This is a genomic window from Mesorhizobium sp. M0802, assembly GCF_040320115.1.
Classification (GTDB): Bacteria; Pseudomonadota; Alphaproteobacteria; order Rhizobiales; family Rhizobiaceae; genus Mesorhizobium.
Window position 1 is genome coordinate 118,704 of the sequence record NZ_JAMYOY010000003.1, and the last position, 21,440, is coordinate 140,143.

Genomic DNA, 21,440 nt, shown 5'->3' on the forward strand with positions numbered 1-21,440 from the left:
TCGGACGCCCAAGCAATTCAGCGGCAAACGCAGCATCAGCCAGCGAGAAACAGCCTCTCCGCCGTGTAGAGCACGAGACCGGCCAGGCCGCCAATAATCATGCCATTGAAGCGGATATATTGCAGGTCCCTGCCGATGTTCATCTCGATCAGCCTCGTCAGCTGGGCAAGGTCCCAGCGCTTGACCTGATCGGCGATGAACGTCGACACACCGCTCTTCTGGCTCTCCACGAACGACGACAGCGCCACGACAAAGCCCTGGTTCATGTCGGCCCTGATCTGCGGATCGCCTGAGAGATGGCGGCCGACCTCGACGAACATGTTGGCGAGATGCGCGCGAACAATCGAATTCTCCGCCTTGGCGTCCTGTTCGATGAACACGCTGAGGCTCTGCCACATGTCGCCGGCGAGCGACTTCACTTCCGGCCGCGCCAGGAAATCGCGCTTCAGCTTCTCGGCCCGTTTGGCGTATTGCTTCGAGGTTCTGAGCCGCTCGATGAAGCTGTGCGCGAAACGGTCGAATTCGGCGCGCATCGGATGGTCGGGATCGGCGCGCACCTCGTCGAGCAGCGAGCCGGCGGAAGCGACGATCTTCTTCAGCAGATAGGCGTCGGCTCTGAACAGGTTGAACAGCGACGGCAATTCCTCGCGGATCTTTTCGCGCATGGTCGCCAGCGCCTCTTCATCGTTCAGGAACCGGCCAATCACCCTGGTGAATTCGTCGAACAGTTTCTGGTGGCGGCGGTCGTCGGTGAGCGCCGACAGCAATTCGGCGGCCAGCGGCGCCAGCGGCACCTTGTCGATCTGCTCCAGCATGCGGCTGGTGACGAAGCCGCGCAGGCCGGATTGCTCGATCGCCGCAAGCGTCTGCGGCACCAACCGCACGACGAAGCGCGACAGGCCGGCAGAGCGTTCGGCGTCAGTCAGCCAGTCGGCGACGAGTGCTGCAAAATCAACCTCGGCCAGCTTTTCGCGCACCGGCTCCGGCGCCAGAAAATTGACCTCGATGAAGCGGCCCAGATTATCGGCGATGCGGTTCTGGTTCGCTGGGATGATGGCGGTGTGCGGGATCGGCAGGCCAAGCGGCCGCTTGAACAGCGCCACCACCGCGTACCAGTCGGCCAGGCCGCCAATGGTCGCCGCCTCGGCGAAGGCCGCCACGAAGCCCAGCCACGGATACTTGGCCTCGAACGATTTGGCCACGGCAAAAACCACGACGCAAAGCACCAGCGCAGCCGTGGCGAGGAACTTTGTCCGCCGCAACGCGAAAAGCTTGGCGCCCGTCTCGGCATCAAAACCGCCAGGCGCCAGGGACGAAGCCGATTGGGACATGATACGCCGCTCCTCATCGATCTCTTGGCTATCTGGCATGGCCTATTTAGGGGGTGTTTGGGCCCGTAGCATGATCGGATGGGCCGATTTCGTCCGGGAATTGCCGGTTTCGCACGCAAAGTTGACAAGAATGTTCATCTATCATGCAATCCCAGTCTGGAATTGTTCCAAGGTATAGGCCATATTCCGATCAGGCCAGTGTGGGCGAATCCGAAACTCCGGGTGAGAAAGCCGCACCAGCACAATCTAAAATCTGGTGCAGTTCCAACGCGCCAGGACTCGGGTGAGGAATGAAATGCGGCTGACGCGCCAGACCAACTACGCCATGCGCATCCTGATGTATTGCGCCGCCAACAACGATCGCCTGAGCCGCATCCCCGAGATTGCGGCCGCCTATTCGGTGTCGGAGCTTTTCCTGTTCAAGATCCTGCAGCCGCTGGTCGAGCATGGCCTTATCGAGACGGTGCGCGGCAGGAATGGCGGCGTGAGAATCGGCCGCCCCGCCGAGCAGATCAGCCTGTTCGACGTCGTACGGGTGACCGAGGAGAGCTTTGCCATGGCCGAATGCTTCGAGAACGACGCCGCCGAATGCCCGCTGGTCGACAGCTGCCAGCTGAATTCGGCGCTGCGCGAGGCGCTCAACGCCTTCTTTGCCGTACTCTCCCGCTACACTATCGCCGATATGGTGGCGGCGCGCCCGAATGTGCGTCATTTGCTCGGCATCGACATGCTGGTCCAGCGAGCTCCGGCCGCCTGAGTTTTCTACTGCATGTCGCTCAAAAGTGGCCCCGGGTTTTGAGACAACGACATGCATAAAGACAAAGACCTAAAGCGCGTCGCCTGAGTCCGTTCAAACGCGACGCGCTTTAGGCGGCTGACTGCGGCAAGACAAACGGCATGTTCGCCGCCGGCAACACACCGACCCTTAGCCGACAATCGAACACCTTTTCGATCAGATCGTCGCTCAGCACCTCCTGCGGTGAACCGTCGGCGGCGAGCCGGCCGCGATGCATCACGAAAATCCGGTCGGCATACATGGCCGTCAGATTGAGGTCGTGCAGGATGGCGATCACACCGCCGCCGCGCCGGGCGAAATCGCGGGCGATGTTCATGATGATCAGCTGGTGCTTGATATCGAGGCTGGAGACCGGCTCGTTGAGATAGAGATAGCGCGGCTTGCCGTCCAGCACCGGCGCCCAGACCTGGCACAGCACGCGCGCCAGTTGCACGCGCTGTTGCTCGCCGCCCGAGAGCTCCTGATAGAAACGGCCGGCAAAGCCGTCGAGGTCGACCCGCACCAGCGCCCGCTCGGGCAGACGATCATCTTCGCCCGGCAGAACGCCGGAACGGCCGCCGATAAGGCCGAGCCTGACCACTTCGTGCACGGTGAAGGGAAAGGACAGGGTCGTCGCCTGCGGCAGCACGGCACGCACGGTTGCGGCCTCCACCGGCCTCATCGCGGAGAGGTCGCGCCCGTTGACGGCCACTGTCCCCGTAAACGCCAGATCGCCCGACAACGCCTTCAAGAAAGTCGTCTTGCCCGAGCCGTTCGGTCCGACGATGGCGGCGATCTCGCCCGGCCGTGCGACAAAATCGACATTAGCGACGATGCGTTTGCCGCCCATCGCCACCGAGACATCGCGTGCTTCGATCATGCCGCCTCACAAGTCGATTACGCCGCGCTTGCGCAGCAGGATCCAGAGGAAGAACGGTGCGCCGGCGATCGCCGTGACGATGCCGATTGGCAATTCGGCCGGCGCCACGATGACGCGGGCAACTGCGTCGGCAAGAAGCAGCATCGAGGCGCCGAGCAGCGCCGATGCCGGCAAGAGATAGCGATTGTCCGGACCGATCAGCAGCCGCAAGAGATGCGGCACGACGATGCCGACAAAACCGATGCCTCCGCTGACTGCGACAGAGGCGCCGACCGCTGCCGAGACGCCGACGATCGCGGTGTATTTCAGCCGCTGTACCGGGATGCCGAGATGTCCGGCCGTCGCCTCGCCGAGCGCCAGGGCGTTGAGGCCTTTGGCCAGGAACGGCATTGCCGCAAGCGCCAGCACGATGATCGGCCCGACGGAAGCGATCTTCGGCCAGGTCGCGCCGCCAAGCGAGCCCAGCTGCCAGAAGGTCAGGTCGCGCAACTGCCGGTCGTCGGCCATGAAAATCAGGATACCGGTCAGCGCCATGGCAAGGGCTGCGAGCGCAATGCCGGCAAGCAGCATGGTGGCGACCGAGGTGCGCCCCTGCCGCGTGGCGACGCGGTAGAGCACCAGCGTGACCGCAAGGCCGCCGCAGAAAGCGGCGAGCGGCAAGGCCATGCCGCCGAGCGCCAGAGTGAGCGGCGCCAGCCACGTCGTGCCGAGCACGATGACGGCGACCGCGCCGAGGCTGGAACCGGCTGAAACGCCGATCAGGCCGGGATCGGCGAGCGGATTGCGAAACAGGCCCTGCATGACCGCTCCCGATACGGCCAGCGCCGCACCGATCAGCACGCCGAGCAGCACGCGCGGCATGCGGATATCGTAGACGATCAGCCGGTCGCGGGCGCCAAGCGCGGCGTCGGCCGGCACGGCGCCGGTTAGCCAGTCACGAATGACACCGACGGCCGATGCATCGGAAGCGCCCGACCTCAGAGACAGGAACAGCGAAAGGGCAAGGGCCACGCACAGGAGCAAAATAACCAGGCGCGCGCGCCCGGAACGATCGCCCTCGGCCATCTTGCGCGCCGCGCCGGCGATCGACTGATCCACCATCGGCTCAGTCCGTGACCTGGCTGCCATAGAGCGAGACTGCGAGATCGTGGATGGCATCGGAGGTGCGCGGCCCGAAGCCGAGCAGATAGCTGCCATCCATCAGGATCAGTTTGCGGCCTTCACCGGCCGGCGTCGAGGTGATCGACGGGATGGCAAACAGCTCGGCCTCCGCAATCGGCGGTCCGGCATTTTTCATCGCCAGGATCACGTCCGGCCTGGCGGTTACGATGGCCTCGTCGGACATCTGCTTGTAGCCGGAAAAACCTTCGACGGCGTTGACCGCACCGGCGAGCTTGATGGTGCCGTCACCGGCGGTGTCGGTGCCGGCGGCCAGGATCTTGCCGCCCTGGATCGACAGCACGAACAGGATGCGCTTGCGCTGCTTGATCGACGCCGTCTGCTTCTCGGCCGCCTTCAGCTTGGCGTCGGTCTCAGCCACCAGCGTCTCGGCCTTGGCGTCGACGCCAAGCGCCTTGCCGACGATGCGGATCTTTTCCAGGATGCCGTCATGGCTGTAATGCTCGGGCACGTCGATGAACGGAACGCTCGACTTTTTCAGCACATCGACCGCTTCCTTCGGCCCACTGCCATGCAGCGCCAGAATGCCCGAAGGATTGACCGACAACACGCCTTCCGGCGACAGCTGGCGCATATAGCCGACGTCGGGCAGCGCGACCGCGGCGGCGGGGTAGCGGCTGGTCGAATCGCGGGCGACGAGATGACCTTCCTCGCCAAGCGCGTAGACGATCTCGGTGATCGAACCGCCGATCGCCACGATCCGCGACGTGTCGGCAAACACGGCCACGTTCTCGCTGGCCGGCACTGGGGCGGCAATAAACAGCGACAGGCCCATGGCCGCGGCAAGCGTCCTGAACAGTGAAATCATCGTCGTTTCCTCAGGCTGCGGTCGGGCTTGGAATGCGCGGCAGGTTCTCGGCAAGGAACCGCCAGTCGTCGCGCTCGCCCTCGCCTTCATGGCGCTTGCCGAAGAACTGGATGATCATCTTGCCGTCGGCGCCATAGGCTTCGAGCGAGGTGACATGACCGTCCTTGGTCGGTTTGCGCACCGCCCACACCTCCTGGATGTGGTCGGTGCGCAGATGCAGGTGGAACGTCTCGTCCATGACGTTGATCCACGGCCCCATCGGCTTGATCGACTTGACGGGACCGGAATGGATCTGGATGCAGCCTCGGTTTCCGACAAAACACATGATCGGCATGCCGTCGGCGGCGGCATGGTGGAACATGGCGCCGATGGCGTCATTGTCGAGCAGCCAGGCATAGTCCTGGCCGACCATGCGCATGGCCTGGCGGCGGGTGAGCTTCAGCGTTTTCAACATGCCAAAGAACTGGTGGACGTCGGTCAGCCGGCTCCAGCGGTCACGCAGATCGTCGGTGTCTGCGGCAACGCCCGACGTCTCCGCGTCGTCGTCGGCCAGGCCTGCGATAGACACGGTCGCCTCCTGGTTCGGCGATTCGAGTGCGGCCACGAGTTTCTGGTAGGCATAGAGATTGGACGCCGGCCGCAGATGCACCTTGTGCACCGCATCGCCGGCCGCGTCGAAGAATTGCAGGCTGCGGCGGATGTCGCCACCGTCGCGCTTTTCCACGGCAAAGCCATGCGCCCAGACTTTGGGAAAAATGCGCAGGTCGATGTTTTCGCCCAGTACCATGGCATTGTGCGCACCTGTGACAACCTTGTCGTAGACGCCGATCTTCTCGTGCACCGCGCTTTCGTTGCGGGTCAGTGCCATCACTTCGCCAACGGCATCGAGGCCGGTCAGCAGATCGTTGACCCTGGGCTCGACGCGCACGACACCGTCGCCGCAATGCTCGGCGACCAGTTCGGCTTCGGAAATACCGAGCTCAGCGGCAAGATCGCGCTCGCGCGCTTTCGGATTGTCTGCCCGCGCTCGCCGGATTTCATGCGGTGCGGGTTTTACGCGCTGGTCCATGTCCTGCTTACCTGTCCTGCCTGGCGTTTTGGCCTGCCTGGCTGTTTCATCACTTGTTGAGGATGAGCTTGCCCTGGCGGGTGATCTTCAGCCGATAGAGCGCGCCATGGTGCTCGATGCCGATCTCGTGCTCGCCCTGGAACAGCGTGTTGGAGGACAGCGTCCGCACCGCCAGCGGCACCCGGTCGAAGCGGGTCGGCGTCTCCTCGGAACGGCGGACGCGGTAACGGAAGTCGTTGGGATTGTGGGTGTTCATCTCTTTCGATCCCTTTCCTGTGCCGGGCAACTGGCTAGGCGTTGCAAATGCCGATTCATTTCTTGACTTGAATCATCATGTTTATTAGTCAGTGCAATACCGGAATAAATGAGTCAATATTTAAGACGCCGGACGGAATGAAAAAAGCCAGCGAGCGCCAAGCCAGCCAGCGTCGAACCTGGAATTTGGAGTTGGGGCATGGGCTTGGGAAATTCTGGACGACTGGGTCTGGCGAGCACCGGTCCGGTGCATCGGTCTATGGCAAAGGTGGCCTTGCTTGCGGGGGCAGCGACGATCGCGCTGCTGACATCGCCGGTCAGCGCTCAGCAGGCCGCTCAGCCGGCCGCTGACCAGGCCGACCAGACCAGGAAAACCGAGGACACCAAGCCGGCGCCCGCCGGCGCGACCCTGCTGGACAAGATCCTCGTCATCAGCCGCACCGGCGAGACGGCAATCGAATCGCTGGCCTCGGCCAGCCATGTTGACCAGGAACAGCTCGACCGCCGCATGGCGACGACGCCGAACGAAATGCTGCTCGGTGTGCCTGGTGTCGCGGTGCAGGCCGATGCGCGACGCGTCAGCTCCAGCATCAACATCCGCGGCCTGCAGGATTTCGGTCGCGTCGCGGTCATCGTCGACGGTGCCAGGCAGAATTTCCAGCGCTCAGACCACGGCACGCAGTCGACCTTCTATGTCGATCCCGAGCTCATCAAATCCGTTGACGTCATTCGCGGACCGACCGCCAACACCTACGGCTCCGGCGCCATTGGCGGCGTCGTCTTCTTCGACACCAAGGATGCGGTGGATTTCCTCAGACCGGGCGAAACCTGGGCCGGCTCCGTCACCGGGCGCTATGAAAGCAACGGCAAGGGCTGGACCGCCAGCGCCAGCGGCGCCTACAAATTCAACGACGATTTGGATGTGCTGGGCAACATCGTCTACCGCGACTACGGCGACTACAAGAATGGCAGCGGCGACACCGTCGCCGGTACCGGTTTCGACGTGCTGAGCGGCCTGCTCAAGACCACAATCCGCCCGAGCGAGAACAGCGAATTGAAGCTCGGCTGGGTCGGCTCGAGCGACGGCTGGACGGAAACCAGCGGCGGCGTGCCGGCCAACGACGTCGACCTGAAGTCGAACACCTTCACCGCCCGCTACAACATCACTGACGACGCCAGGAGCTGGCTCGATCTCCACATCAACGCCTCCTACAACAAGACCAATCTCGACCTCGCCACGCTGGTCCCGCAGAACCGCTTCGATCCGTCGACCGGCCTTCCCGTGCTGCTGCCCGTCGGTTCGACCTCGACCTTCGACGTTGGCACGGCCGGCGTCGACATCTGGAACACGTCGCGCTTCGAAACAGCCGGTGTTGCGCACGAATTGACCTATGGCGGCGACTGGGTGGGTGACGATGTCGAGACCGGCGGCACCGCCGGCGGCGACAGCTTCTACACCCCATCGGGCAAGCGTAGTGTTTCGGGCGCCTACATCCAGGACAAGCTCACCTGGGACTGGCTCGAGGTCATTGCCGGGCTGCGTTACGACAATTACAGCCTGGAGGATTCCGACAATGGAACGTCAGGTGATCGTCTGTCGCCGCGCATCACCGTTGGTGTCACGCCCTTCGAAAGCGCCAGCCTGGCGGGCCTGCAGTTCTATGGCACCTACGCCGAAGGCTATCGCTCACCCTCGCTGACCGAAACGCTGATCAGCGGCAACCATCCGGCAGGCGTCACCTTCCCGTTCCTGCCCAACCCAAACCTGCGGCCTGAAACCGGCAAGACCACCGAGTTCGGCGTCAACTACAAGCTGAACGACCTTATCGAGGCCGGCGACGCGTTCCGGCTCAAGGCCGCCTACTTCCACAACGATGTCGACGACTACATCGAAGGCGTCACACTGTCGGCATTCGACCCGACCAGCGGCTGCCCGTTCGGCCCCGGCATTCCGATCTGCTTCCAGTACCAGAACGTCGCCCAGGCCAAGATAAACGGCTTCGAACTGGAAAGCGTCTACGATGCCGCCTGGGGTTATGCCGGGCTCTCCGCCTCGATCACCAACGGCCACACCATCTCCGATGAAGGTGAGCGCGCCGACCTTGCCACCATCCCGTCCTCGCAGGTCACCGGGCAGCTCGGCTTCCGCTTCCTTCAGGACAAGCTGACCGTCGGCGGCGAGGTGCAGTACAACGGCAAGCCGAAGGGCAACCCCGTAGCCAAGGATTATACTCTGGTCAACGCCTTCGCCAGTTACCAGGCCACCGACAATCTGAAGGTGGACTTCCGCGCCGACAATTTGTTCGACGTCAAATACACCAACCCGCTGAACGGCGGCACCACCGCCGTCATCTATGAACCCGGCATCACGCTGAAGCTGGCCGCAACCATGCGCTTTGGAGGCTGACACCCATGACAAGTTTGACGGCATCGCTTCGGCTCCTGACCTCGACGCTGGCGATGTCGCTTGGCTTGATGCCGGCGTGGGCTCAGTCCGCGCCGGCTCCGCAACTCAGCCTCGAGCTCAATGCCGCGCAGCCCTCCGAAAAGGGTTGCCGCCTGACCTTCGTCGTCAACAATGCGCTCGGCGCCGATCTTTCCAAGGCGGCATTCGAAATCGCGCTGTTCAACGAGGCCGGCATTGTCGACCGCCTGAGCGTGCTCGACTTCAAGGACCTGCCGGCCGGCAAGACCAAGGTGATCCGCTTCGACCTCGCCGGCACCGACTGCACCAAACTCAGCCGCGTGCTGATCAACAGCGCCACCGAATGCGCCGGCGTCGAACCGGGCGCCTGCATGCGCGGCCTGAAGACGCAGACCAAGACCGGTATCGCATTCGGCGTTTGAGGTGGGTCTGCATCCCGCCTTCCTGCACGACAATGCGACACGACCCGTCGCAGCTCCGCCGTTATGGCCGGCAACCGATCTTGATTTGACAATCCCGCCGCGCTCGCGGCAGGTCTCGCCGCGAACCATGCAGGACATCACCCCCCTCCCCGACGCCGGCAACGAACCGGCGATAACAATGGACGAGCTCGTACAGCCGGCGGCCGCGGACCGCAAATGGACTGTGGCGATCGTCGCGTCCTGCCTGCTCCATGCCGCTGCCGCAGCGGCGTTCATGGTCGCACCCGCCGGGACATTCGATACCGGAAAGGCAATACAGGCCGAAGGCGCCGATCGATCAGGCGCAGACGTCCTCGGCACCGCTTTGCAAAACCCGGTACCCGACGCAGTGGATGTTACCCTGGTAACCGATCCTCAGCCGGCCAACCCCGTCCAATCCACGCCGCAAACCGAGGCGCCTCAAGCCGTAGAGGAGCCGGCGGCGCCCAAATCTGCGCCGGAAGCTGCCAAGCAGGCAACCGTCGCTCCCGATGCACCAACGGCCGCCATCCCGGATGATCAAAGTGTCGCCCCAGAGGGTGAGACGCCTGCACCGTCACCGGTTCAAACGCAGAGTTCGGAGGCGTCTCCCGCCAATGAGCCTGCCGTTGAATTGCCTGCCGCGAGGCCACCAGTCCCAAGCCCGAGGCCAAGTACATCAATATCGGGCGCACCAATATCGGGAGAGACTGGCGGCACGGCAGATGGCGAGGAGCGCGAGGCAACGGCGGTTGCCAGCAAAGGCGGAAAACAGGGCGCGGCGGGCAATTCGATGGAATCCGGCTACAGCGTTGAAGTTCAGAACAAGCTTGTCCGCGCCAACCGCCACGTTTCGAAGGCGGTTCAAGCCAAGGCTCGCAACGATGCCAGGGTCTATTTCGTCGTCATGGCCGACGGCAGCGTCAGCGACTTGCAGCTTGTCGAAAGTTCAGGGTCTGCCGAGCTAGACCAATTCGCTTTGAAACTGGTGCGCCAGCAAGCCCCGTTCCCGCCCATTCCACCCGAGACCGGATTATCAAGTTGGGTGTTCAGGGCGCGGATCGGTCCGTTTTAACCAGCTCGCAGACCTTCGCCAAATGTCGTCGTCCACCAATTCAAGAGGAAGCCCAATGTACATCGCCATGAACCGCTTCAAGGTCCAGAACGGCTCGGAGACTGCCTTCGAGGATGTCTGGAAGAACCGCGATTCCAGCCTTTCGAAGATGGAAGGCTTCAGGGAATTCCACTTGCTGCGCGGCCCGGTCAACGAGGCCGAGGGTTACACGCTGTTTGCCTCGCACACGGTGTGGGCAAGCCATGAGGATTTCGTCGCCTGGACCAAATCCGAGAATTTTCGCGCCGCCCATCGCAACACCGGCACCTCGAAGGTGCATTATCTCGGCCATCCGCAGTTCGAAGGCTTTTCGGTTGTCGAAGGCGCCTGATTGAGATTTCACCCGTCGACGAGATCTGACGACCTGCAGATGCCGTCATGTTCCGGTTGAATTCCGGCCGCCCAGTCGCCGAAGCCACTGGGCAATGTGCAGGCGCAGCCGCCGCCAGGGCTGTCCGCGTGTCAGGTAGCGCGCCAACCGCGGATCACCGGCCAGCTCCGGGAACTGGCGCACATGCTGCATCAGGAATGCAGGTATGAAATTTCGCCCGTTGAGATCGCTGAGCCAGGCAGAATTCGCCAGCAAATAGTCTGCGGCATCCGCCGCCAACACGCTCCTGTAGCTCCTGTATGCAGGCGTTTGCCGCACATTGCCGCCGGCAAAGGCAGTTCCGGTGGACAGGTTGGAGCCATGCAGGCGATAGAGGCCGAGACCTTCTGACAGGATGAGGCTGCCGCCGGCCTGGTGCGCGAGTGTCGCCGTCAGATAATCCGTCCCGACCTTGGCCTTGAACGGGAAGGACAATACCGGTTCCAGCGCGCCACGCCGGTACATGATCGCCGAGCATGGCGACCACAGCCAGCCCGTCACCGCAGGTGCGAAATAGGTTACCGGATGCTCCGATGCGTAGGCGATCCCGGGCGCCATGCCGGCAAGCCGGCCACCGGGCGCGATGGCGACGCCACTGCGATCCGCTCCGGACCGCGGTTTGCGCAAGGCAAGGAAGGTACCGCCCAGCAAGGTGCCGTCGCCATCGACAAGGAACACATCGGAACTCGACAGTGCGGCCGAATGCGTCGTGTTGAGGTGGGCGGACAGATGCGCCAGGAGAAAATCCGGCAGCCACACGTCATCGGAATCCAGAAACGCGACGAAAGGCGCGGCGGTTGCGGCAAAGCCGTCGCGGAATCCCGCGATCTGCCCACCATTCTCCGTGCGCGCCATCAGGCGCAGGCGCGGGTCGTCTATATCCCTTAGGAGCTGGCGGACTTGGTCGGCCGAGCCGTCCGTCGAGGCATCGTCGACGATGACGCATTCCCAATTCCGGTAGGTCTGCGCAAGCACCGAGCGGATCGCCTGTTCGACGTACGGCCGATAGTTGAAGCAGGTGATGACCACCGCCACCCGCGGCAGCTCAAACGGTCGGGACGTGTCTTCCATCTTTTCCGCTGCCCGCTCGAGTTGCTGTCTATCCCTTGCGCATACCCTTGCAAGTCGACGCAGGCAAGCGAGCCGCGAAAAGTCGCCTAGGCCGCCGCAAGCAGGCTGGCATTGCCGCCGGCAGCCGTGGTGTCGACGCAGACAGCGCGTTCATGCGCATAGGCCGCCGGGTTGAGCACCTCGCTGACCAGCGGCACGATCGGCCCGCTGCGGTCGGCAATGACCTTGCGCACGATCCGCGCCGCCTCGGGCCTGCCCGAGAAGGCGACGACATCGACGCGCAGCGAACGCGCTTCGACTGGGTTTGGCCGACCGTCTATGGCCGCCAGCGGCAGTCCCTTGCCGGTCAGTGCCGACAGTGCCGCCGGCGCGCCCGGCGCCACGGCCAGCACTGCATTGCCGGCGGCCAGCGCCTGGATCGTCTGGGCAAGCAGCGTTTCGGCGTCCGGACCGAGGCACAGCACCCGGCCGCGCGGCGACAGCGACAGCGTGTTGGCCTCGCCGGTCGGTCCGGGCAGGTCGACCTGGCCGAAATCAATGGCGGCTGCAGCGCCGATCGCTGCAGCGCCCTTGCCGCGCAGATGCTTTCTCAAGATGGCGATGCGGTCCGGCCGCGTCGACCAGCCGCCAAGCGTCGGATCGGGCAGATTGTCGGCCAGTTCGGTCGCCGTCACCTTGTGGCCCTCGGCAATCTCCGTGCCCGCCTCCGGCCCCTTGCGGAACCGCCGGAGATAATGCGGCCCGCCGGCCTTCGGCCCGGTGCCCGAAAGCCCCTCGCCGCCAAAGGGCTGCGAGCCGACGACGGCGCCGATCTGGTTGCGGTTGACATAGATGTTGCCGGCATGGATGCCGTCGACGAAATGCTGGACGCGGCCTTCGATGCGGGTGTGCAGGCCGAAGGTCAGGCCATAGCCTTTGCGGTTGATGGCGGCGATGACGGCGTCGATCCCGTCGGCGTCGAAGCTGGCGACATGCAGCACCGGACCGAACACTTCGCGCTCCATCTCCTCGATGCCTTTGACCCGGAACACATGCGGCGCAACGAAGCGGCCATCTTTGGGTGCTTCGAGCTTGGCGATCAGCCGGCCCTGCAGCCCCATTTTGGTGCAATACTCGCGGATCGAGTTCTGCGCCTCGTCATCGATGACCGGCCCAACATCGGTCGAAATCTGCCAGGGATCGCCGATGGTGAGCGCTTCCATGGCGCCTTTCAGCATCTCCAGCATCTTCTTCTCGACATCCTTTTGCACGTAGAGCACGCGAAGCGCCGAACAGCGCTGGCCTGCACTCTGGAAAGCCGATGCCAGTATGTCGCGCACCGCCTGTTCGGGCAGTGCTGTGGAATCGACGATCATGGCATTGAGACCGCCGGTCTCGGCGATCAGCATGGCGTCCGGCGCGGCCGTCTCGGCCAGTTGCTTCTCGATCAGCTTTGCAACCTCGGTCGAGCCGGTGAAGCAGACGCCGGCAATGCGCGGATCCGCAGTTAGCGGTCCGCCGACCGCCGGACCGTCGCCCGGCAGAAGCTGGATGACATCTTCCGGAACGCCGGCCTCGCGCAGCAGCTCGACGGCGCGGAAGGCGATCAGCGGCGTCTGTTCGGCTGGCTTGGCGATGACCGAATTGCCGGTGACGAGCGCTGCCGCGATCTGGCCGGTGAAGATGGCGAGCGGGAAATTCCACGGCGAAATGCACACGATCGCGCCGCGCGCCTCGGTGCCCGCTTCGTTGTTGGCCGCTTCGGCAGCGTAGTAGCGCAGGAAGTCGACGGCTTCGCGCACTTCGGCCACGCCGTCGGCCAGCGACTTGCCGGCTTCCCTGGTGGCGAGCGCGAAAAACTCGACCGCATTGGCCTCATAGAGGTCGGCCGCGCGGTTGATGATGGCGGCGCGCTCGGCGACGGGGCGTTTTGCCCAGGCCGGCTGCGCCTCCACCGCGAAGCGCACCGCGGTCGCTACCTGCTTGGCAGCGGCTTCAGCGACCGTGCCGACGATCTCGGCAGGCTTTGCCGGATTGACCACCGGGCGCTGCTTGCCGTAGCCGGCGGCGCGCGTCATCGGCTTGGCATGCCAGCGCTCGGGCCCGGCAAAGGCCGCCTTGGCCTTGTCGATCGCCGCCAGCGTCACCGGATCGGTGATGTCGAACCCCTTCGAGTTGCGCCGACCAGCGCCGAAGATCGTCGCAGGACGAGCGATTGCCGGATTGGCGGCGGGGCCCTGGCTCTCGACCGTCTCGAGCGGATCGCGCGCAATATCCTCCGGCTCGACGTCCTCGTCGGTGAGCTGATGGACGAAGGAGGAGTTGGCGCCATTCTCCAGCAGGCGGCGAACCAGATAGGCCAAGAGGTCGGAGTGCGCGCCGACCGGCGCATAGATGCGGCAGCGCGTGCCTTCGGCCCGGCGCACCGTCTCATGCAGCGCTTCGCCCATGCCGTGCAGGCGCTGGAATTCGAAAGCGTCACGGTTGTCAGCCATCGACAGGACGGCAGCGACTGTATGGGCGTTGTGCGTGGCGAATTGCGGATAGATGCGGTCGGTCATCGACAGCAACTTCCTGGCGCAGGCCATGTAGGAAACATCGGTGTTGGCCTTGCGGGTGAAGACGGGGTAGCCGGAAAGCCCGAGCGTCTGTGCCCGCTTGATCTCGGTGTCCCAATAGGCGCCCTTGACCAGCCGCACCATGATGTTGCGGTCGTACTTTTTCGCCAGCGCATAGAGCCAGTCGATGGTGAAGGCCGCGCGCGGGCCGTAGGCCTGGACGACGACGCCAAAGCCATTCCAGCCGGCAAGCTCCGGCTCGGACAACACACGCTCGATGACGTCGAGCGACAGGTCGAGCCGGTCGGCCTCCTCGGCGTCGATGTTGAGGCCCATGCGCGAATGGCGTGCGGCCAGCGCCAGCGACAGCAGCCGCTCCGCCATCACCGGCAGCATCTTTTCCTTCTGTGCCTCTTCGTAGCGCGGATGCAGCGCCGACAGTTTGACCGAGATGCCGTGGTTCTGGCGGATATCGGGACCATTGGAGCCTGAATCGAGCGTGGAGATCGCATCGGCATAGGCCTTATGGTAGCGCAGCGCGTCGGCCTCGGTGCGGGCCGCCTCGCCCAGCATGTCGAAGGAATAGAGATAACCTTTCTGGATCATCGACTTGCCGCGCTTGACGGCTTCCGCAATGGTGCGGCCGAGCACGAACTGCTCGCCCATTTCGCGCATGGCGGCGGCGACCGCCTTGCGGATCACCGGTTCGCCCAGTCGGCGAACCATCGAGCGCAGCGTGCCTTCAATGCCGCCCTCGCCTTCGTCGAGCACACGGCCGGTCAGCATCAGCGCCCAGGTCGAGGCGTTGACGAAGATCGAGCTCGAACCGCCCGAATGCGCCGACCAGTCATGAGGTGCGATCTTGTCGGCGATCAGGTCGTCCATGGTCTCGGTGTCGGGCACGCGCAGCAGTGCCTCGGCCAGGCACATCAGCGCCACGCCTTCCTTGGTGGAGAGGCCGTAGGCCGAGAGAAAAACCTCCATCAGCCGCGGGTCGGACGAGCCGCGCACCGCGCGCACCAGATCCGCGGCACGGGCCGAGACGGCTTTGCGGTCATCGGCCGAAAGTTCTGTCGCGGCAGCCAGGCGCTTCACAGCCGCGTCTTCGTCGGGCAGGTAGTTGGCGCGGATCTGCTGGCGGATGGTGTCGAGCGGCATGGCGGTCCTGCGGAGCAAGCATCTGGGAGCGGGCCGGCGGTCGCCGGACCGAATGGCGCAAGCTAGCACAGAGCCGCATTTTCGGCCGGTCCAAATAAATCGACATGCCAGGCCGAGCGGTCTATCATGCGGCTAAATTGTTATCAGATGGACTGTGATATCCGTGACAGGAGACCAATTGGACCGCATCGACAGAAACATCCTGTCGGCGCTGGCGCGCGACGGGCGGCTGTCCATGTCGGAACTGGCCGGCAAGGTCGGCCTGTCGAAGACGCCGGTGCAGGCGCGGGTGAAGCGCCTGGAGAAGGACGGCTATATCAGGGGCTATCAGGCGATCATCGATCGCGAGCGCATGGGCGAAGGTCATGTCGCCTTCGTCCAGGTCAAACTGTCGGACACACGCTCGGCCGCGCTCGATGCTTTCAATCGCGCGGTGCAGGCCGTGCCGGAGATCGAGCAGTGCCACATGATGGCGTCGAGCTTCGATTATCTTCTGAAGGTCCGCACCACGGACATCGCCGCCTATCGCCGTGTCCTCGGCGAGCGCATCTCGGCATTGCCGCATGTTGCGCAGACTTCAACCTTCGTGGCCATGGAGACGGTGAAGGATCGCTGACTCACTCCGACAGCGTCTTCAAAAACGCCACCAGCGCCGCGCGTTCGCGGTCCGACAGTTGCAGCGGGTGGACCTCGGAGGTGCCCTCGACGCTCGCCTCCGCCTTCGCATAGTGCGCCACCACCTCCTCCAGCGTGGAGAACTGTCCGGCATGCATATAGGGCGGCCGTGTCGCCGCGCCCCGCAGCGACGGCGTCTTGTAGGCGCGCATCAGTTCGGGTGCTGCCTTGACGATGAAGCGCAGCTCGCCGCAGGCGCCGGCGTCGCCATCGCGGAAGGCGCCGAAGCAGTTGAATGGGTCGGCCTGAACCTGGGCCACCGCATCGAAACGGCCGCGATCCAATGGCAAATCCCTGACCGGCGGCACGCCGGTGTTGTGGAAAGCGTTGTCGGTGAAGCGCGGGCCGTTATGGCAGGTGACGCAATTGGCCTTGCCGATGAACAGTTTCAGCCCGAGCATCTCCTCCGGCGAAAAGGCATCGTCGGCTTTCGGCTTGGCGCCTGACGCAAGATCGATGGCAAAGCGGTCAAAGCGCGTCTGTGCCGGTTCGACCGACCGTTCGAAGGCGGCGATCGCCTTGCCGATGTTGGAAAAGACGCGGTTGACGTCGTCCATTTCCGCCGCGGTCATTGCCTTCCATGCCGCCTGCTCGGCCTCGTTGCCGAGCGGGCTGGCGTTGGCCGGCACGGCGGAAAGATCCGGCAGTGGCCCGAAGATGCGCTCGTAGCGCGCACCAAAGCGCTTCTGGATGTAATGGGCGAAGGCGGCGCGGTTCCCCGCCTGCTCAAGCGGGTTTTCCAGCGGCGTCAGCGCCTGCGCCCACAGGCTGTCGCGCCGTCCATCCCAGAAGAACCACGGATTGCGGGCAATGCCGGCCAGCGGCATCGAGCGCCTGTTGGTTCGGCCAACGCCGACGGATTGCGGCAGGTCATCCTGGAATTGCCGGTCGATCTTGTGGCAGGTCGAGCAGGATACGTTCCCGTCACGGCTCATCCCCTGGTCGAAGAACAGAGTGGAGCCCAGGGCGGCGGCGGCCGGCACGTCGGCGAAGCGGTTGGTGGTGTCGGGTTTGAGCGCCGGCAAGGTGTTCAGCGCCAGCGAAGCGATGGTCTTCTTCTCGGCATCGGAAAAATCCGGTTTGCCGCAGCCGGCAACGAGCACGACCGCCGCCAATGCCAGAAGGCGCAACAGGCCGTTCATCCGCTCACAGCACCACGTTGAAGACGACCGTGTCGGAACCGGCCGCCGCCGAAATGGCGAAGCGCAACTGCCACACGCCGCTCATGGTGAATTTCAGCCCCTCGATCCTGTAGCGCCCCTCGCCAAGATAATCGGTCGCCTGCGGACTGGTCGGCAAGCCGTGATTGTGCTGCGGCATGCCGCCGGACACCGAGATCGCCGCACCTTCCACGGAATCGCCGTTGACCGTCTTCAGGGTCAGCAACCAGGATTGCAGTTCGCCTTGCCGGATAACGCCGCGTTCCGGCTGAATGCTGGCGACAAACAAGCCGTTCGCCGTCTTCTTCGAGCGCGAAATATCCGGGCCCGGCGCCGACTGCGGCGCGGTCAGATAGACGATCGCCAATATGCCAGTCAGCAAGGCGGCCAGACCAACGCCCGCAAGAAGATAACGCCATATCGATGCCAAACCGGTTCCTCTTCTGGGCATAACGTCTCGCGAAGCAATTCGCGTCCCGCCGCTTCTGTGGGAAAACGCTTCTGGCGCAAAAAACCGCCGCCGCCAAGCATGGCGCTGCCGGCCGCAAAAAGCTACAGCAGCGAACTGGTCCGGAGACAGATACATGGCAGCAGACGGCGTCGCTTCGATCGGTGAATGCATGCTCGAGCTGTCCGGCCAGGCCGGGCCGAACTGGCGCATGGGCTTTGCCGGCGACACGTTCAACACGTTGTGGGCGCTGCATGCGCTGAGCGGCGAGCGGCCGGCGACCTATGTCTCCGCCTTCGGCGACGATCCCTTCTCGCAGGGCCAGATTTCGTTCTTCGCCGAAAACGGCATCGGCATCGGCGCCAGCCCGGTCATCCCAGGCGCGCGGCCCGGCCTCTACGCCATCACCTTGACCGGCGCCGAACGCGCCTTCACCTATTGGCGCAGCGACGCGGCGGCCAGGCGGCTTGCCTCGGATCCAGCCGCCTTGGCAAAAAGCCTTGAAAACCAGGCGCTTGTGTATTTTTCCGGAATCACCTTGGCAATTCTGGATGCCGCCGCGCGCAAGACGTTGCTGGCAGAAGTGGCCAAGGCGCGGGCTGCCGGTTCGCTCGTCGCTTTCGACCCCAACTACCGGCCGCGCCTGTGGCAGAGCCGCGAGGAGGCGCAAGCCGCGATCCTCGACGCGCTTGCCGTCGCCGACATCGCGCTGCCGACCTTTCCCGACGAGCAGATGCTGTTTGGCGACTCGGCACCGCAAGCGACCGCCGAGCGGTTCGGAAAACTGGTCGGCGAAGTCGTCGTCAAGAATGGCGAGGAACCCGCGCTGATCGCCACTGGCGGAGCCCTGCAGCCGGTTCCGGCCCAGCATGTCGCCACCCCGGTCGACACCACCGGCGCCGGCGATTCCTTCAATGGCGGCTATCTCGCCGCCCGGCTGGCCGGCCATGCCCCGGCGGATGCCGTGCAGCGCGCGCATCGCGTCGCCGCCGCTGTCGTGCAGGTGCGCGGCGCGCTGGCGCCGTTCGAGGTTCTAAGAACCGCTTTCGAGGGCTAAGACCTTAGGGAAGCCTGAAACGATATTCCGTCACCTGATGATAGATCTGGCCCGGCCATAGCGTGGCCTGTGGGAAATAGGGCCGGTTCGGCGCGTCGGGCCACGTCTGCGCTTCCAGGCAAAAGCCGGAAAACGCCTTGTAGCGCCGTCCGTCCAGGCCGCCCGAGGTCGGCGCGACATACTGGCCGGTGTAAAGCTGCAGGCCCGGCTCGGTGGTCCAGACTTCCATCTCGACGCCGGAATTGGCGCCTTGCGCCCACGCCACCTGGTGAAGCGGGCCCCGGGCTGACGCCAGGCAGAAATTGACGTCGTAGGGAAGCTGCTCGCCTTCCGTTTCCATGCGCAGCGGCCGCGCCTGGCGGAAGTCGAAGGGCGTGCCGTCGACAGGTTTGACGACGCCGGTCGGGATCATCTCGCCATCGACAGGCGTATAGGCGCCGGCGTTCAGCATCAGCCGGTGGTCGAGAATGTCGCCAGCGCCGCCATCGTCGAGATTGAAATAGGAATGCTGCGCCAGATTGCACAGCGTCGGCTCCTCGCAAGTGGCGGTCAGTTCCATCGAGAGCGTGCCGGGGATCTTCAGCCGGTAGGTGCAGGTGACGTCGAGCGCGCCGGGAAAGCCCATCGTGCCCTCGGGATCGTGCAGGGTCAGCGTGACAAAATCCCGGCCGTGCAGCGAAACCGTCCACGGCCGGTGGAAGAAGCCCTCCGAGCCGCCATGCAGCGTGTGCTTGCCGAGGAAATTGCGCTCGGTCTGGTAGCGCTGGCCGGCAATGGTGAAGCGGCCGTCGCGGATGCGGTTGGCGTAACGGCCGACGACCGCGCCGAAGAAGGCCCGGTCGGTCTCGTAAGGCTCGAAGCGGTCGTAGCCCAGCACCAGCGGCGCATCGTGGCCGGCGAGGCGCAGATCCTGGATGATTGCGCCGAGCCCGATGATGTTGGCGCTGATGCCGCCGCCCCGGATGGTGAAACGGCGAACGGGTTCGCCCGCCTGCGTCGTGCCGAAGACTTCGCCGTCCTTCATCGCTATGTCCAAATGCTAATTCGTCGATCTATCGACTTAGAGCAATTCCAGGAAAAGTGTGAAACGGTTTTCCGTCCGGAATTGCAAAAAACAAAGAACTGGAGCGGTTCGGCGTTTCCGTGAAACGCTGAACCGCTCCAGGCCGGCTGAATGTCGTCTGGCAAGGGCCGGCCCGCGGCCTGCCCTGCCCGTCAATGATTTAGAGGCCGAGACCCCCGATGCAGACATATTTGGTGTCGAGATAGTCCTCGATGCCCTGATGTCCGCCTTCCTTGCCGAGGCCCGATTCCTTGACGCCGCCGAACGGCGCTTCCGGCGTGGTGATCAGGCCTTCATTGACGCCGACCATGCCGTATTTCAGGCCTTCCATGACCCGGAAGGCGCGGCCGAGGTCGCCGGTGTAGAAATAGGCGGCAAGGCCGAACTCGGTGTCGTTGGCAAGCGCAATGGCTTCCTCCTCGGTCTCGAACTTGAACACCGGGGCGATCGGGCCAAAAATCTCTTCCTTCATGAAGCGCATGTCAGGCTTCGCATCGGCGATGACGGTCGGCTGGAAGAATGAGCCGCCAAGCGCGTGGCGCTTGCCGCCGGCAACGACCTTGCCGCCCTTCGACGTGGCGTCGGCGATGAATTCCTCGACCTTCTCGACCGCCTTCACGTCGATCAGCGGTCCCTGCTGCACGCCCTCTTCCAGGCCCGAGCCAACCTTCAGCGCATTGCTGGCAGCGGCCAGCTTCTCGACAAACTTGTCGTAGATGCCGGCCTGCACCAGGAAGCGGTTGGTGCACACGCAGGTCTGGCCTGAATTGCGGTATTTGGCGGTGATGGCGCCGGCGACGGCGCGATCGAGGTCGGCATCGTCGAAGACCACGAACGGCGCATTGCCGCCGAGTTCCATCGAGACCTTCTTGACGGTGACGGACGACTTCTGGATCAGCAGCTTGCCGATCTCGGTCGAGCCGGTGAAGGTGATCTTCGACACCAGCGGATTGGCGCAGATCTCGTCGCCGATTTCGCCGGCAGCACCCGTGAGGATGTTGATGACGCCCTTTGGGAAGCCGACTTCCTCGGCGAGCGCGCCCCATGCAAGGCCGGAATACGGCGTCTGCGAGGCGGGCTTGACCACGGCGGTGCAGCCGGCGGCAAGCGCGGGGCCGAGCTTGCGGGCAAGCATCGAGGAGGGGAAATTCCACGGCGTGATGGCGGCAATGACGCCGACCGGCTCCTTGGTCACCAGGATGCGGCGATCGCCCCACGGCGATGGCACGACATCGCCATAGGTGCGGCGGCCTTCCTCGGCAAACCACATGATGTAGGCGGCGGCCGAACCGATCTCGCCCTTGGATTCGGCGAGCGACTTGCCCTGCTCGATGGTGAGCAGTTCGGCCAGCACATCCTGATTATCCATCATCGCGTCATGCAGCTTGCGCAGCAGCTTCGAGCGCTCCAGCGCGGTCGTCTTGCGCCAGGTCTTGAAGGCTTCGCTTGCGGCTTCGATGGCGCGGCGGGTTTCCGCCTTGCCCGACTTCGGCACGGTGCCGATCTTGAGACCGGTGGCCGGGTTGTTGACGTCGACCGCTTGGCCGCTGTCGGCCTGCACCCATTCGCCATTGATGAGATTGGCCTGGCGCATGAAATGGCTGGTTTTCTGCAGCATGGTCTAG

General features: G+C 64.1%; 19 protein-coding genes. 7 read left to right on the forward strand and 12 right to left on the reverse strand.

Annotated elements, in window-relative coordinates; translation table 11 throughout:
• Window positions 1-35: 35 nt before the first annotated feature.
• Window positions 36-1,331: a DUF445 domain-containing protein gene (locus tag NKI10_RS06510; protein ID WP_023805436.1), complete on the reverse strand. Its 1,296-nt coding sequence runs from the start codon at window positions 1,329-1,331 to the stop codon at window positions 36-38.
• Window positions 1,332-1,626: 295 nt separating this feature from the next.
• On the opposite strand from NKI10_RS06510, the gene rirA reads away from it, so the two are divergent.
• On the forward strand, window positions 1,627-2,088 hold the full coding sequence (gene rirA, locus NKI10_RS06515) for an iron-responsive transcriptional regulator RirA (RefSeq protein WP_352859206.1): 462 nt from the start codon (window positions 1,627-1,629) through the stop codon (window positions 2,086-2,088).
• A 109-nt stretch (window positions 2,089-2,197) separates the two neighbouring features.
• Here the strand turns inward: rirA and NKI10_RS06520 are convergent, their stop codons facing one another.
• Genes NKI10_RS06520 through hemP form a run of 5 tightly spaced genes read right to left on the reverse strand, consistent with a single transcriptional unit; the run spans window position 2,198 to window position 6,298 of the window.
• Window positions 2,198-2,986: a heme ABC transporter ATP-binding protein gene (locus tag NKI10_RS06520; RefSeq protein ID WP_352859207.1), complete on the reverse strand. Its 789-nt coding sequence runs from the start codon at window positions 2,984-2,986 to the stop codon at window positions 2,198-2,200.
• Between the two features lie 6 nt (window positions 2,987-2,992).
• Window positions 2,993-4,087 carry a FecCD family ABC transporter permease gene (locus NKI10_RS06525; RefSeq protein ID WP_352859209.1) on the reverse strand — a complete coding sequence of 365 codons (1,095 nt, stop codon included), beginning with the start codon at window positions 4,085-4,087 and terminating at the stop codon, window positions 2,993-2,995.
• 4 nt (window positions 4,088-4,091) lie between these two features.
• Window positions 4,092-4,973, reverse strand: a complete 882-nt coding sequence (locus NKI10_RS06530) for a heme/hemin ABC transporter substrate-binding protein (RefSeq protein ID WP_352859211.1) — start codon at window positions 4,971-4,973, stop codon at window positions 4,092-4,094.
• A 10-nt stretch (window positions 4,974-4,983) separates the two neighbouring features.
• A complete protein-coding gene (locus tag NKI10_RS06535) occupies window positions 4,984-6,042 on the reverse strand; it encodes a hemin-degrading factor (protein ID WP_352859213.1) in 1,059 nt (352 codons plus the stop codon).
• A gap of 49 nt (window positions 6,043-6,091) precedes the next feature.
• Window positions 6,092-6,298, reverse strand: a complete 207-nt coding sequence (gene hemP, locus NKI10_RS06540; protein WP_023673860.1) for a hemin uptake protein HemP — start codon at window positions 6,296-6,298, stop codon at window positions 6,092-6,094.
• Window positions 6,299-6,556: 258 nt separating this feature from the next.
• On the opposite strand from hemP, the gene NKI10_RS06545 reads away from it, so the two are divergent.
• Genes NKI10_RS06545 through hmuQ form a run of 4 tightly spaced genes read left to right on the forward strand, consistent with a single transcriptional unit; the run spans window position 6,557 to window position 10,607 of the window.
• Window positions 6,557-8,704 (forward strand): TonB-dependent hemoglobin/transferrin/lactoferrin family receptor, encoded by a 2,148-nt coding sequence (locus tag NKI10_RS06545; protein WP_352859215.1) that lies wholly within the window; start codon window positions 6,557-6,559, stop codon window positions 8,702-8,704.
• 5 nt (window positions 8,705-8,709) lie between these two features.
• Window positions 8,710-9,144 (forward strand): hypothetical protein, encoded by a 435-nt coding sequence (locus tag NKI10_RS06550; protein ID WP_023710743.1) that lies wholly within the window; start codon window positions 8,710-8,712, stop codon window positions 9,142-9,144.
• A gap of 1 nt (window position 9,145) precedes the next feature.
• Entirely contained in the window at window positions 9,146-10,237 is a 1,092-nt protein-coding gene (locus NKI10_RS06555) for an energy transducer TonB family protein (protein ID WP_352859217.1), read from the forward strand.
• Window positions 10,238-10,292: 55 nt separating this feature from the next.
• On the forward strand, window positions 10,293-10,607 hold the full coding sequence (gene hmuQ / locus NKI10_RS06560) for a heme-degrading protein HmuQ (protein ID WP_023688161.1): 315 nt from the start codon (window positions 10,293-10,295) through the stop codon (window positions 10,605-10,607).
• A 45-nt stretch (window positions 10,608-10,652) separates the two neighbouring features.
• Here hmuQ and NKI10_RS06565 read toward each other — a convergent pair whose 3' ends face one another.
• Entirely contained in the window at window positions 10,653-11,717 is a 1,065-nt protein-coding gene (locus NKI10_RS06565) for a glycosyltransferase (protein ID WP_023710744.1), read from the reverse strand.
• An 86-nt stretch (window positions 11,718-11,803) separates the two neighbouring features.
• The gene (putA, locus tag NKI10_RS06570; RefSeq protein ID WP_352859219.1) at window positions 11,804-15,412 is read right to left on the reverse strand and encodes a bifunctional proline dehydrogenase/L-glutamate gamma-semialdehyde dehydrogenase PutA; all 3,609 of its coding nucleotides are present in this window, start codon (window positions 15,410-15,412) and stop codon (window positions 11,804-11,806) included.
• A gap of 163 nt (window positions 15,413-15,575) precedes the next feature.
• On the opposite strand from putA, the gene NKI10_RS06575 reads away from it, so the two are divergent.
• Window positions 15,576-16,028, forward strand: a complete 453-nt coding sequence (locus NKI10_RS06575; protein WP_023688158.1) for an Lrp/AsnC family transcriptional regulator — start codon at window positions 15,576-15,578, stop codon at window positions 16,026-16,028.
• Between the two features lies 1 nt (window position 16,029).
• Here NKI10_RS06575 and NKI10_RS06580 read toward each other — a convergent pair whose 3' ends face one another.
• Together NKI10_RS06580 and NKI10_RS06585 are read right to left on the reverse strand one after the other, a co-directional pair.
• Window positions 16,030-17,229, reverse strand: coding sequence for a cytochrome-c peroxidase (locus NKI10_RS06580; RefSeq protein WP_023700295.1), 1,200 nt, complete (start codon window positions 17,227-17,229; stop codon window positions 16,030-16,032).
• 4 nt (window positions 17,230-17,233) lie between these two features.
• Complete coding sequence (locus tag NKI10_RS06585; RefSeq protein ID WP_023818074.1) at window positions 17,234-17,677, reverse strand: FixH family protein; 444 nt, start codon at window positions 17,675-17,677, stop codon at window positions 17,234-17,236.
• A 154-nt stretch (window positions 17,678-17,831) separates the two neighbouring features.
• Between NKI10_RS06585 and NKI10_RS06590 the strand changes: the two genes are divergently transcribed.
• Window positions 17,832-18,752 (forward strand): sugar kinase, encoded by a 921-nt coding sequence (locus NKI10_RS06590; protein WP_023707862.1) that lies wholly within the window; start codon window positions 17,832-17,834, stop codon window positions 18,750-18,752.
• A 4-nt stretch (window positions 18,753-18,756) separates the two neighbouring features.
• Here the strand turns inward: NKI10_RS06590 and NKI10_RS06595 are convergent, their stop codons facing one another.
• On the reverse strand, window positions 18,757-19,782 hold the full coding sequence (locus NKI10_RS06595; protein ID WP_352859445.1) for an aldose epimerase family protein: 1,026 nt from the start codon (window positions 19,780-19,782) through the stop codon (window positions 18,757-18,759).
• 193 nt (window positions 19,783-19,975) lie between these two features.
• Window positions 19,976-21,433 (reverse strand): NAD-dependent succinate-semialdehyde dehydrogenase, encoded by a 1,458-nt coding sequence (locus tag NKI10_RS06600; protein ID WP_023714372.1) that lies wholly within the window; start codon window positions 21,431-21,433, stop codon window positions 19,976-19,978.
• Window positions 21,434-21,440: the final 7 nt, after the last annotated feature.

What these genes read in the sequence shown, in the direction of transcription:
- NKI10_RS06590 (WP_023707862.1), top strand. Translation starts at nt 17,832, where the DNA reads ATGGCAGCAGACGGCGTCGCTTCGATCGGTGAATGCATGCTCGAGCTG.
- NKI10_RS06525 (WP_352859209.1), bottom strand. Translation starts at nt 4,087, where the DNA reads ATGGTGGATCAGTCGATCGCCGGCGCGGCGCGCAAGATGGCCGAGGGC.
- NKI10_RS06520 (WP_352859207.1), bottom strand. Translation starts at nt 2,986, where the DNA reads ATGATCGAAGCACGCGATGTCTCGGTGGCGATGGGCGGCAAACGCATC.
- NKI10_RS06600 (WP_023714372.1), bottom strand. Translation starts at nt 21,433, where the DNA reads ATGCTGCAGAAAACCAGCCATTTCATGCGCCAGGCCAATCTCATCAAT.
- hmuQ (WP_023688161.1), top strand. Translation starts at nt 10,293, where the DNA reads ATGTACATCGCCATGAACCGCTTCAAGGTCCAGAACGGCTCGGAGACT.
- NKI10_RS06510 (WP_023805436.1), bottom strand. Translation starts at nt 1,331, where the DNA reads ATGTCCCAATCGGCTTCGTCCCTGGCGCCTGGCGGTTTTGATGCCGAG.
- NKI10_RS06535 (WP_352859213.1), bottom strand. Translation starts at nt 6,042, where the DNA reads ATGGACCAGCGCGTAAAACCCGCACCGCATGAAATCCGGCGAGCGCGG.
- NKI10_RS06580 (WP_023700295.1), bottom strand. Translation starts at nt 17,229, where the DNA reads ATGAACGGCCTGTTGCGCCTTCTGGCATTGGCGGCGGTCGTGCTCGTT.
- NKI10_RS06530 (WP_352859211.1), bottom strand. Translation starts at nt 4,973, where the DNA reads ATGATTTCACTGTTCAGGACGCTTGCCGCGGCCATGGGCCTGTCGCTG.
- NKI10_RS06545 (WP_352859215.1), top strand. Translation starts at nt 6,557, where the DNA reads ATGGCAAAGGTGGCCTTGCTTGCGGGGGCAGCGACGATCGCGCTGCTG.
- putA (WP_352859219.1), bottom strand. Translation starts at nt 15,412, where the DNA reads ATGCCGCTCGACACCATCCGCCAGCAGATCCGCGCCAACTACCTGCCC.
- rirA (WP_352859206.1), top strand. Translation starts at nt 1,627, where the DNA reads ATGCGGCTGACGCGCCAGACCAACTACGCCATGCGCATCCTGATGTAT.
- NKI10_RS06565 (WP_023710744.1), bottom strand. Translation starts at nt 11,717, where the DNA reads ATGGAAGACACGTCCCGACCGTTTGAGCTGCCGCGGGTGGCGGTGGTC.
- NKI10_RS06550 (WP_023710743.1), top strand. Translation starts at nt 8,710, where the DNA reads ATGACAAGTTTGACGGCATCGCTTCGGCTCCTGACCTCGACGCTGGCG.
- hemP (WP_023673860.1), bottom strand. Translation starts at nt 6,298, where the DNA reads ATGAACACCCACAATCCCAACGACTTCCGTTACCGCGTCCGCCGTTCC.